Genomic DNA, 12,043 nt, shown 5'->3' on the forward strand with positions numbered 1-12,043 from the left:
CTTCGCGCCCGTGTCCATTGCACCTTCCTGAAAAGAAGTTAGAAGGTGTAAACCTTATTCAGGACGGGACAGCAGATACAAAAAAGCCCCATGAGTGATCATGGGGCTTTTTTTATGTACATGGACCATTCGCGAATAAATTCGCTCCTACGGTGTACATAAGGTGACGGGTTACAGCGGCGTCGGCTGGATGATTTCCACCCAGTAGCCATCCGGGTCCTTGATGAAGGCCAGGTTGTTCATGCGGCCATCGGCCAGGCGTTTCTGGAAGTCCACACCGAGCTTTTCAAAACGCTCGCAGGCCGCATGCACGTCCGGTACGGAGATGCAGATATGTCCGAAGCCACGCGGGTCGCTGTTGCCGTTGTGGTAGCTGAAAGCCGGGTCTTTTTCGGTGCCGTGGTTGTGGGTCAGTTCCAGAATGCCGGGGATGGATTTCATCCACTCGTGGCGAGCCTTGTCGTCGGCAGGGATCTGGGCCTTGTCGACCAGTGCCAGGAAGTACAGGCTGAACTCGGCTTCCGGGAAGTCGCGCTTTTCTACCAGGCTGAAACCCAGTACACGGGTGTAGAAGTCCAGCGAGGCAGTGACGTCCCTGACGCGCAGCATGGTGTGGTTGAACACGAAGCGCTGTGTGGCCGCTTCGGGTTCAGCGGTCACGCCAGGGAAGGTGTTGAGTTCTTGCAGGCTCATGGGGATCTCCAACAGAGTGTTCAAAAATTGCCAAATGATACGGGGCAGGGCGGCCAGTGCCAAACCTTGCGCTGATCAAAAAGTGCTTCGGCCCTTGCTCGTGGCGGGCGACAGGCTCAGAATTTCCAGTTTCCTGTACTGAGTAGCTCCGATCATGACGTTCTTGCCATGCAGATCCTTGTTCATCAGCCTGTGCCTGGCTGCAGCAGGTGCACATGCCGCCGATGCAATGATCATCTGGCCGGCGGGCTGGGAGGTGGAATCGCTGCCGGCAGCGGATCCTGCCACTCAACCGTCCGTGCAAGTCAGACAACGCGCAGTCAAAAACGATCAGGCCGGTAATCCGAGTATGGTGATGGAACTGACCCAGTCACGTCTGGTGCCTGGCCATGAAGTCAATGTTCAGGCTGTTTTGCTGGAGATGCGCAAGTCGATTCAGGTCAATTTCGCTCGCAGCGGCATGCAGAGCGTGTGCACCCATGTGCGCGAAGGGCGGCTCAGTGTGATCCCTTCGCTGGAAACCACCTGTACGGTGACCCAGAACGGCGTGCATGTAATGACCCAGACCCTGGTGGCAGCGGCGAACAAGGAGATGGCGTGGTCGTTGTCCTATGCCGGATCGGTGGATGGTTATGCGGCGAACAAGGATGAGGTTTTGCGTATCAGGGAAGGGCTGAAGCTCGACTCTACGCCTTGATGCTTTCCTGCAGACAAAAAGAAGCCCGCCGAGGCGGGCATGGGGCGCTATTCCTTTAGCGGCCTTCATCTTGTAATAAGACGTGTGAAAAAAATGTGAAGTCCTGACTTGATGCTTATTACCTTGAGGTGCAGGTCGCAAATCATTTGAGCCGGTCTTTTGCACAATCCTGTCGGACACTATTCGCGACTCGTCAAAAAGTTAGCATCTTCGCGTGATCAGTCCTGCAAAGCGGCGATGATTTTCGGTGAAGCAGATGTGTAGTCGTGAGAGGAAAATGATGCACTTCACATCGAGTTACACATCGTCATGAAGCTGTCGGAATGCTGAACGAGGGGGTGAATTCTTCAAGTTGCAACAGTGGCTGCTATGTTGGTGTGCGGAGATTTTATTGGCGTCATTATTTTAACGTGAGCAGGGTCTACGGTATGTCATCAGGTGTTATATGCAAATCGTGCCGAAGTAGGCGGCATGTATATGAATTATTCATGCTTCCCTATTCATATATATGAGTTGGGTCTGTGCAATAAAAAGCCCTGCAGATGCAGGGCTTGCCTTGACGACAAAGTGTGATCAGGCGCGCAGCCAGGAATCGACAGTCTCGACGCCGTATTGCTCTTTCCAGGCTTTGAGGCCGCGGTGGTTACCGCCTTTGGTTTCAATCAGCTCGCCTGTGTGCGGGTTCTGATAGACCTTTACAACCCGCGCGCGACGGCGTTTTGGGCCCGGGGCCGGGGCAACCAGGGACGTGGAGCTGGCAGGGTCGAGGATTGCAATGATGTCGCGCAGGCTTTTGCCGTAGCTGCCCATCAGGTCCTGAAGCTTCTGCTCGAATTCAATCTCTTTTTTCAGTCCGGCATCATTCTTCAGGGATTCCAGCTGTGCAAGCTGTTCTTGAAGGGCTTTCTCTGCTGCGCGGAACTCGGCAAGTCTGGACAAATAAAATACTCCAACGGTGTAGTGGCTGTTGATAGCCCGATAAAGCGATATGACAAAAACGTTAGGCCGACTCGCTCATTTGGTTTCCTACCCGGCCCCCGCCTTTTCAATGATGAAACTAAAGGTTCCGTCAGGCGTGCGGGAGTAGTGGGTAGTTATAATCAGTTGCCCGTAAATAATGCACGTTTTTTACGAGTTAGAAAATAGTATTCTTGAAAATGATTAAATGAAACTGCGTTCATCAGTTGGCGGTTTCTATCACTGCTTGTGATATCGGACGAAGCAGGTTGTAAGTTATTTCCGATATTAGGTGGGGCGTGAAGAAGTGTGAAATATGTCGGAACAGGTTAAAAAAAGACGCGAAATGCTTACTTTCAGGCAGGTAAAAAGCCTGCCTGCCAAGCGTCTAGAGCCCCTGCTGGAGGGCCGGATCATCGGGATTCTGCTGCTCCAGCTCAGCCAGCAATACCTGTACGTTCTGCAATTGGCCGTTTTCTTTCCAGTACTGGATCAGTAAAACCCGGGCACGTCGGTTGGCAGGCTGGTTCTGCAGTATCTGAGCCAATTGTTTTTGCGCGGCTTCCAGTTGATCCAGATCATGCAGCGCTACTGCCAGGTCATAGCGGTAATCATTGTTCCCCGGTTCAAGTTCTGCCGCTTTGGCCAGGCTGAGCAGTGCGTACTCGCTCTGTCCATGGTGCAGCAGCCACATGCCCAATGCGTGTTGCAGCACAGAGGACTCCGGGTTGCGCTCCAGTAACTTCGCGAAAAGGCTGCGGGCCTGATCCGCCTGGCCCTTCTTGTCCAGCAGTTCGATATGCGCAAGGGCGGCTTCGATGTTATCCGGGTCCAGGGCAATGGCGTTCTTCAGGGCTGAAAGCGCAGGTTCCAGATCCCCGGTCTGCAGATAGAGTTTTGCCAGCTGTAACTGGTTCTGCGCTGTCTGTGGCTGGGTTTTCAGGGCTTCCTGATAGGTTTCGGCGCTTTGTTGCAGAACAGCGAAATACAGACCCAGATCATCCGCAGAGAGCCCAAGCAATGCGCGGGTGGCGCTGAATCTCACGGATTGTTCTGTATCTTCCAGCAAGGGGCCCAGCAACAGGCTGCGTTTGTTGTCGGGTATCAGCTCCATACTGGCTTCGATGGCCGCCTGACGCACCTGGGGCGATGGGTCCTTGAGACAGCCATTGAGTAACTTGAGTGCCTGAGGGCTTGGATAATTGCCCAGTTCGGCCAGCAGGGCCATGCGATGGGTAGGTGAAAGGTCCGTACGCGCCAGTTGCTGATAAAGCATGCGCGCTGCGCCAGGCTTGCCATCATGAGCCTGCTGCATTGCCTGAGCGTAGGTGTGATTCAGTTTTGCGGCGGGTTGGGCAGGGGGACTGCGCCATGACCACACGACCAATGACAGCGCCACCAGCATGACGGATGCAACGGCGATACCGACCAGCCTGCGGCGTCGGGTGCCAGGGTGAGGCGATGAGCCCTGTAAAGGCATTTTGGGCATACCGGGTTCCAGTTCCAGACGGCATGAAGCTTCGGGCAGTGACTGGCTGCTGTCAAACTTCAATCTTGAATAGCCTGTGAATACGGGACGAAAAAAAGCCCCGCGCTCAAGGAACGCAGGGCTGATCGGTCATGTAATCAAGCTGTCAGGCTTGCGGTTGCCACCCGCCGCCCAAAGCCTTGTAGATGGCCACGATCCCGCGATAGGTCTCGATCTCTGCCTGAGCCTGGGAATCTTCGGCGGCCAGTCGCTCCCGCTCGGCATCCAGCAGGACCAGGAAGTCCGCCGTGCCTTCGCGGTACTGGATGGACGCCAGCCTCGCTGCGGCACGACTCGATTCGCTCTGGCGAATCAGAGCCAGCAGGCGTTGCTGGCGTTTGTCGTAGTCGCTGAAAGCGTTTTCCGACTCTTCGAGTGCCAGCAGTACTTGCTGTTCATAGTTCGCCAGCGCGCCTTCGGCATCGGCATCGGCGCTGCGGATCTGGGCGCGGACGCTGCCCAGATCGAAAGCGGCCCATGTGATGTTCGGGCCAAGCGCCCAGGCTCGTGCAGCCGAAGAGCCTATCTGCGAACCGCGTCCGGCAGTAAAGCCCAGGAAGCCGCTGAGGCTGACCCGCGGGAACAGATCGGCAGTCGCCACGCCGATACGTGCGGTGGAGGCCGCCAGTTGCCGTTCGGCTGCACGGATGTCAGGACGCTGACGCAAGACCTGCGCCGGATCGCCAATCGGCAAGGCCTTGGCAATGGCCGGCAGTTTTGCCGGGCTCAGGTCCACACTGAGGTTCTCGGGCCGTTCGCCCAGCAAGGTCGCGATGCGGTTGCGCTGACGCACCTGCTCGGCCTGCAACTGCGGCACGCTGGCTTCGACGGCGGCGAGGCGGGCGTCGGCGCGTACCACGTCCAGTTCGTTGCCGACACCGGCATCGCGCAACTGGGTGGTCACGCCTCGGGAGTCCTGCTGGTTTTTCAGGTTGTCCCGGGCAATCGCCTCACGTAGTTGAGCACCGCGCAATTGGCCATAGGCATCGACCACTTCGGCAATCAGCGTTACCTGAAGCTGATACAGGTTGGCTTCGGCGGCTTCCTGATCGGCTTCGCTGGCTTCAAGTTGCCGTTGGATGCGACCGAACAGATCCAGCTCCCAGGCCATGTCCAGACCCAGGTCATAGCGTTCGGTGTTGACCCTGCGCTCGGTGGTGCCCGGTTGCTGGCCTTTGCCCAGATCGCTGCTGGCACGGCTGGTGATCACGGGCATGGCGTCGTTGCTGACGTCATCGCGAATCGCCCGTGCCGATTTCAGGCGGGCAAAGGCCACGCGCAGGTCACGGTTGCCATCCAGTGAACGGCTGACCAGCGTGTTGAGGGTCGGGTCGTCGAACTGCTGCCACCACAGGGTATCCACCTTGCTGCGGTCGTGGTTGCCCTGAGCGGCCGAAGCGAGTTTTGCCGGAGCCGTTTCGGGTGCCTTGTAGTCCGGGCCGACGGCACAAGCCGCCAGCGCCAGAACCAGCAGGGTCGGAGCGAAAAGTTTAAGCGCGCTCATCAATGCATCTCCGCAGGCAAGGTGTTCAGTTTCTGTGCCCTGGCTGCCTTGCGGACTTCCTGGCGCTCTACATAGTTACGGATCAGCACATAGAACACCGGCGTCAGCAGCAGACCGAAGAAGGTCACGCCAAGCATCCCGGAGAACACCGCCACGCCCATGGCATGACGCATCTCGGCACCGGCACCGCTGGAGATCACCAGTGGTACCACACCCATGATGAAGGCGAACGAGGTCATCAGGATCGGGCGTAGACGCAGGCGGCAGGCTTCCAGCACCGCATCCAGCGGGCTCATGCCTTCTTCCTGTTTATCCTTGGCGAACTCGACGATCAGAATCGCGTTCTTGCACGCCAGGCCCACCAGTACGATGAGTCCGATCTGGGTAAAGATGTTGTTGTCGCTACCGGCAATCATGACCCCGGCGATGGCTGACAGCAGCGTCATCGGTACGATCAGGATCACCGCCAGTGGCAGGCTCCAGCTTTCGTATTGGGCCGCCAGTACCAGGAAGGCCAGCAGCACACAGAGCGGGAAGACAAACAGCGCGGTATTACCCGAGAGAATTTGCTGGTACGTCAGGTCTGTCCACTCGTAGACCATGCCGTTGGGCAGTTCTTCCTTGAGCAGTTTCTCGATGGCGGCCTCTGCCTGACCGGAGCTGTAGCCCGGTGCAGCAGCACCATTGATTTCTGCGGTAATGAAGCCGTTGTAGTGCATCACTCGGTCGGGGCCGGCGGTATCGCTGATCTTGACGAAGGTCGCCAGTGGGATCATTTCACCCAGATTGTTGCGCACCTTGAGTTGCCCGATCTGGTCAGACTCCTGACGGAACTGCTGCTCGGCCTGGACGTTGACCTGGTAGGTGCGACCGAAGCGGTTGAAGTCGTTGGCATACAACGAGCCCAGGTAAACCTGCAGGGTGTCGAAGATGTCGCTGATTGCAACGCCGTGGGTCTTGGCTTTTTCGCGGTCGATGGCGGCATCGACCTGCGGCACGTTCACGGTGTAGCTGGTGAACAGGCCTGCCAGTTCCGGCACGCTGCGGCTCTTGGCGATGACGTTCTGGGTTTCCTTGTACAACTCGTCATAGCCCAGGTTGCCACGGTCTTCGACTTGCAGACGGAAACCGCCAATGGTGCCCAGCCCTTGTACCGGCGGTGGCGGGAAGATCGCCATGTAAGCATCCTGAATGGAGGCGAACTTGCCGTTCAGCGCGCCAGCGATGGCATTGGCCGACTGGCTCGGGTCCTTGCGCTGGTCAAAGTCCTTGAGTGCAACGAATACCACACCATTGTTGGGGCTGTTGGTGAAACCGTTGATCGACAGGCCCGGGAAGGCAATGGCGTTTTCCACGCCCGGCTGTTGCAGCGCCAGATCGGACATACGCTTGATGACATCTTCGGTGCGATCCAGGCTGGCGGCGTCTGGCAACTGGGCGAAGGCGACCAGATACTGCTTGTCCTGGCTCGGTACGAAACCGGTCGGCGTGCTGGAGAAGCCCATCCAGGTCATGACCATCAGACCGGCGTAAACCAACAGTGCGATACCGCTGCTGCGGATGACACGGGCGACGGTGCCGACATAGCCATGGCTGGCTTTCTCGAAGAAACGGTTGAACGGACGGAACAGCCAGCCACCGAGTATCCGGTCCAGGAACAGTGAGAACTTGTCTTTTGGCGCACCATGAGCCTTGAGCAGGACCGCGGCCAGAGCGGGCGACAGGGTCAGGGAGTTGAATGCCGAGATCACCGTCGAGATGGCAATGGTCAGGGCGAACTGTTTATAGAACTGGCCTGTCAGCCCGGAAATGAACGCTGCCGGTACGAAGACCGCACACAGCACCAGCGCCGTGGCGATGATCGGCCCGGTCACTTCGCCCATGGCCTTGTGGGTCGCCTCCATGGGCGACAGTCCCAGCTCGATATTACGCTCGACGTTTTCCACCACGACGATGGCGTCGTCCACCACGATACCGATGGCCAGTACCAACCCGAACAGTGACAAAGCGTTCAGGGAGAAGCCGAACATGTGCATGACCGCGAATGTACCGATCAGCGAAACCGGTACAGCCACCAGCGGGATGATCGAGGCGCGCCAGGTCTGCAGGAACAGGATCACCACCAGAACAACCAGAATCAGCGCTTCAAACAGTGTATGGATCACCGCTTCGATGGAGCCGCGCACGAAAATGGTCGGGTCATAGACGATGCTGTAGTCCATGCCTTCAGGGAAGCCTTTTTTCAGCTCGGCCATTTTGCTGCGCACGTCATTCGAGATATCGATGGCGTTGGAGCCTGGGCGCTGGAAGATCGGCAGGGCGACCGCCGGTTTGTTGTTGAGCAGCGAGCGCAAGGCGTACTGGTTGGAGCCCAGTTCCACACGGGCTACATCCTTGAGGCGAGTGATTTCACCATCCGCACCGGCGCGAATGACGACGTTCTCGAACTCTTCTTCAGTGACCAGACGGCCCTGAGTGTTGATCGACATCTGGAAGCTGGTGGCGCTCGGGGAGGGCGGTGCGCCCAGTTGACCTGCAGCGACCTGACGGTTCTGCTCACGAATGGCATTGACCACATCGGTTGCGGTCAGATTGCGTGAAGCGGTCTTGTTCGGGTCCAGCCAGACACGCAGCGAGTAGTCACCCATACCGAACAGTTGCACGTCACCGACGCCGCCCAGTCGTGCCAGCTCATCCTTGATGTTGAGCACGGCATAGTTGGACAGATACAGCATGTCGTAGCGGTTGTCCGGGGAGGTCAAGTGCACGACCATGGTCAGGTCGGGAGACGCCTTGTCCACGGTGATACCGATACGGGTCACTTCCTCGGGCAGCTTGGGTTCGGTACGGGTCACGCGGTTCTGTACCTGTACCTGAGCGTTGTCCAGGTCAGTGCCCAGCGCAAAGGTGATGGTCAGGGTCAGCTTGCCGTCGGCCGTGGACTGCGAGGACATGTACAACATGTTCTCGACGCCGGTGATGGCCTGTTCCAGTGGCGAAGCAACGGTTTCACCGATGACCTTGGGGTTGGCGCCGGGGAAGCTGGCACGTACCACGACTGTGGGCGGAACCACTTCCGGGTATTCGCTGATCGGCAACTGGAACAGCGAGATGGCACCGGCGATCAGGATCAGCAGTGACAGCACTGCCGCGAAGATCGGCCGCGTGATAAAGAATTTGGAGAAGTTCATCGGACGAGTCCCTTAGCCGCGAGGCGCAGTTGCGCTGGCGATTTTGACGGCCGCCTTGGGCGCCACTTGTGACAGATTGCTGGCTTCGAGGGCCTGGCGTTGTTTGAGCAGTGCAGCCAGTGTTTCGCTGGAGGCCATTGGCGTCACTTCAGGGTCTACAGGCTGGCCAGGGCGAACGCGCTGCAAGCCTTTGACGATGATGGTGTCGTCTTTGCCCAGGCCGCTGCGCACGATGCGCAGACCTTCAAGCTTGGGGCCCAGCTCGACGAAGCGATAGGTCGGCTTGTTGTCCTTGTCCATCACCAGCACGAATTTCTTGCCCAGATCGGTGCCCACGGCTTCATCGTTGATCAGCACGGCCGAATAGGTGCCGCTACCCACCAGCTTGAGGCGTGCGTACAAGCCGGGAGTGAAGCTGCCGTCGGTGTTGTCGAACACGGCGCGACCGCGAATGGTGCCGGTCCGGGGATTGACCTGGTTGTCGACGAAGTTCATCTGGCCCAGATGAGGGTTGCCGGCTTCGTTGGACAGCCCCAGATAGACCGGAGTGGTCTGGCCACGCTGGCCCTTGCGCGCCAGTTCGGTGTACTTGAGGAATACGCGCTCGTCGGCGTCGAAGTAGGCGTAGACCTTGTCGGTGGACACCACACTGGTCAGCGGCGTGACATCGGCAGTCACGATGTTGCCGGCAGTGATTTCGGCACGGCTGACGCGACCGCTGATGGGCGCAGTGACGCGGGTGAAGCTCAGGTTGAGTTTGGCCACGTCCAGTTGTGCCTGGATTGCTGCAACGCCGGCTTTTGCTTCCTGGGCCGAGGTGGTGCGCGAGTCGGCCAGTTCGGCGGAAATGGCATTGTTGGTGCGCAGACGCTCACCGCGTTCGGCTTCGTTTTCACTGCGATTGGCTACGGCGCGAGCCTGTTGCAGTTGAGCTTCAAGACGGCGGACTTCCGCCTGGAAAGGACGAGGGTCGATCTGGAACAGCAAGTCGCCTTTCTTCACCAGCGAACCGTCGGTGAAAGCAACCTGATCGATCTGCCCCGAAACCCGTGGACGGACCTCGACGGTTTCCGGCGCTTCGAGGCGACCGGTGAACTCATCCCATTCGTTGATTGGCTGTTCCAGCACCTTGGCGACGCTGACTTTGGCGGCTGCTGGAGCCATGGTGGCCTCTGGTGCGCGTCCACAGGCACTGATCACGATCAGGGCGAGGGCGGTCAGGGGATAGCGCAAATGAGAGAGAGACTTAGACATGGGAAAATCCGCCGATAGTATGAGATGGGCGGATTCTGTTGTGAGGGGGTTCTATTAACGAATCGAATAAACCGAAGGTTATTATCAGCGGGAATGATAAAGGGAACCTTTGGCTTTTTCAGGGATCACGCCATTCGTTGCAGTAGTGGTGTAGAGGGGGGCTGCGGGGTAATGCTGATCAGTCTTGTGGGAGGGGCCTTGGCCGCGACAACTGGCTGTCGCGGCCAAGGCCCCTCCCACGGATTGTGACCAGGTTATCGCTATCAGGTCTTGAACTTGCGTACCAGGGCATCCAGCTCGTTGGAGAGGGTTGCCAGGCTGTGGGAGTCATTGCGGGCCGAGTCGGAGAGGTCGGCAATCAGTTGTGCATCGCCATGGATCTGGCTGATGTGGCGGTTGATGTCTTCTGCTACCTGATGCTGCTCTTCGGCCGCTGTGGCGATCTGAGTATTCATGTCGCGGATCACGTCCACCGATTCGCGGATTTGCCCGAAGCTGCTGCGAGCCTGACCGATCTTGGTGACCGATTGCTGCGAGACATCCAGGCTGGCGTGCATCTGTTGCGCCACGGACGCGGTGCGCCGTGCCAGGTTACCCAGCAGGGTATCGATCTCGGCTGTCGAGTCGGCGGTGCGTTTGGCCAGGGCGCGGACTTCGTCGGCGACTACCGCAAAGCCACGGCCTTGTTCGCCAGCACGAGCAGCCTCGATGGCGGCGTTGAGCGCCAGCAGGTTGGTCTGTTCGGCGATGGAGCGAATGGTGTCGAGGATCGACTGAATGTCGTTGCTGTCTTTTTCCAGGTCCGACATGTCCTTGGCCGAGCGGGCGATTTCCGAACTCAGCTTGTCAACACTGCTCACCGCGTCATCAATCTGCCGCTGACCTTCGCGGGCCTGCTGTTGACCGTTGTCGGCCGATTCCGCAGCCTGGCTGCAGGAGCGGGCGACTTCGTTGGCGGTGGCGACCATTTCATGGAACGCCGTGGACACCATATCCACCGCTTCACGCTGACGGCCTGCCGCTTCTGCCATGTCATTGGAGACACGGGTAGAGCTTTGCGAGGTGTCGAGGATCTTGTGCGCGGCTTGCCCGATATGCTGGATCAGGCTGCGGATCGCGGCCAGGAACTGGTTGAACCAGCCGGCCAGTTGCGCGGTTTCATCCTTGCCGCGCACAGGCAGGCTGTGAGTCAGGTCGCCTTCACCTTGGGCGATGCCTTCAAGGCCGCTGGACACGCTATGGATCGGACGCACGATCACACTGGCGAAGCTGGCACCGACGATGGCGAAGACGATTGCCAGTACAGCAGCGATGATGCCGATCAGCCAGGTCAGGCGGGTGGCTGAGGCCATTACTTCATCCTGCTTGATCAGGCCGATGAAGCTCCAGCCAAGCTCAGGAGACGGGTAAACGTTGGCCATGTAGCGCTCGCCATTGAGCTGCACTTCAACCATACCCTTGTCGGTTTTGGCCAATTGCGCGAAGCCATCACCCAGGTCGCCGAGTTTCTTGAAGTTATGCTCCGGCTGCTTGGGATCGACCAGCACATTGCCGTTCTTTTCCAGCAGGATCAGGTAGCCGCTGTCGCCGAGCTTGATGTCTTTGACGATGCCGGTCAGTTGCTTGAGCGATACGTCGATGTTCACGACACCGCCAGGGTTGCCCAAGGTGTTGGGGATCGCTCGTATGGTGCTGACCAGCACGGCGTCATCGCCAGCCCAGTAGTAGGCATCGCTGCGCACGGTCTTGCCCACGTTATTCATGGCCGTCTTGTACCAGGGACGAACGCGTGGGTCGTAATTGCTCATCTTCGGATCTTCCGGCGTCATCACGTAGCTGCCGTTGATCAGGCCGTAGGAGACGTAGGAGTAAGCCGGGTGAGCCTTGGCAATGCTGACAAGGAATTCGGTGGTCAGCTTGTCGTTTTCAGACTGGGGTGTCGGGGTCGCGCCCGTGTAGTTTCTCAGGTCGCCACCGGCACCTGCGATCAGGGGATGCGAGGCAATGTAGTTGACGTTCTGGCTGATGCCATCGAAGAACAACTGCATGGCGTTATCGACCTGACGAATTTCGCGGCTGCTGCTGTTCACGAAGTTGTCAGTCGCATTTTCTCGCAGGTTCACGATAACGATAATTGCAACGACGACGATGGGCAGGCATGCAATGACTGCAAAAGCCCACGTCAGTTTTTGTTTGATGTTCATCCATGCTCCAGATTT

The 12,043-nt window shown here is 58.2% G+C and carries 8 protein-coding genes and 1 pseudogene; 1 reads left to right on the plus strand and 8 read right to left on the minus strand.

What is annotated here, in order from left to right:
- Nucleotides 1-171: 171 nt before the first annotated feature.
- A complete protein-coding gene (gene gloA, locus K5D32_RS22810; protein ID WP_221601899.1) occupies nt 172-693 on the minus strand; it encodes a lactoylglutathione lyase in 522 nt (173 codons plus the stop codon).
- Nucleotides 694-847: 154 nt separating this feature from the next.
- On the opposite strand from gloA, the gene K5D32_RS22815 reads away from it, so the two are divergent.
- Complete coding sequence (locus tag K5D32_RS22815) at nt 848-1,390, plus strand: DUF4946 domain-containing protein (RefSeq protein ID WP_221601900.1); 543 nt, start codon at nt 848-850, stop codon at nt 1,388-1,390.
- 573 nt (nt 1,391-1,963) lie between these two features.
- Here the strand turns inward: K5D32_RS22815 and K5D32_RS22820 are convergent.
- The 7 genes and pseudogenes from K5D32_RS22820 to K5D32_RS26405 form a co-directional block, all read right to left on the minus strand.
- Complete coding sequence (locus K5D32_RS22820; protein WP_221577386.1) at nt 1,964-2,329, minus strand: histone-like nucleoid-structuring protein, MvaT/MvaU family; 366 nt, start codon at nt 2,327-2,329, stop codon at nt 1,964-1,966.
- A 406-nt stretch (nt 2,330-2,735) separates the two neighbouring features.
- Nucleotides 2,736-3,836: a tetratricopeptide repeat protein gene (locus tag K5D32_RS22825; protein WP_221577387.1), complete on the minus strand. Its 1,101-nt coding sequence runs from the start codon at nt 3,834-3,836 to the stop codon at nt 2,736-2,738.
- Nucleotides 3,837-3,981: 145 nt separating this feature from the next.
- Entirely contained in the window at nt 3,982-5,379 is a 1,398-nt protein-coding gene (locus K5D32_RS22830) for an efflux transporter outer membrane subunit (RefSeq protein WP_221577388.1), read from the minus strand.
- Nucleotides 5,379-8,570, minus strand: a complete 3,192-nt coding sequence (locus K5D32_RS22835; RefSeq protein WP_221593724.1) for an efflux RND transporter permease subunit — start codon at nt 8,568-8,570, stop codon at nt 5,379-5,381. The genes K5D32_RS22830 and K5D32_RS22835 overlap by 1 nt, the downstream gene beginning before the upstream one ends.
- Nucleotides 8,571-8,582: 12 nt before the next feature.
- Nucleotides 8,583-9,824 (minus strand): multidrug efflux RND transporter periplasmic adaptor subunit MexE, encoded by a 1,242-nt coding sequence (gene mexE, locus K5D32_RS22840; RefSeq protein ID WP_221601901.1) that lies wholly within the window; start codon nt 9,822-9,824, stop codon nt 8,583-8,585.
- Nucleotides 9,825-10,087: 263 nt separating this feature from the next.
- The gene (locus K5D32_RS26400) at nt 10,088-10,855 is read right to left on the minus strand and encodes a methyl-accepting chemotaxis protein (protein WP_371874282.1); all 768 of its coding nucleotides are present in this window, start codon (nt 10,853-10,855) and stop codon (nt 10,088-10,090) included.
- Between the two features lie 90 nt (nt 10,856-10,945).
- Nucleotides 10,946-12,028 (minus strand): annotated as a pseudogene (locus tag K5D32_RS26405) (cache domain-containing protein); the annotation flags it as partial.
- Nucleotides 12,029-12,043 lie beyond the last annotated feature (15 nt).

The sequence above is a fragment of the Pseudomonas cichorii genome (genome assembly GCF_019719005.1).
Classification (GTDB): domain Bacteria; phylum Pseudomonadota; class Gammaproteobacteria; order Pseudomonadales; family Pseudomonadaceae; genus Aquipseudomonas; species Aquipseudomonas cichorii_E.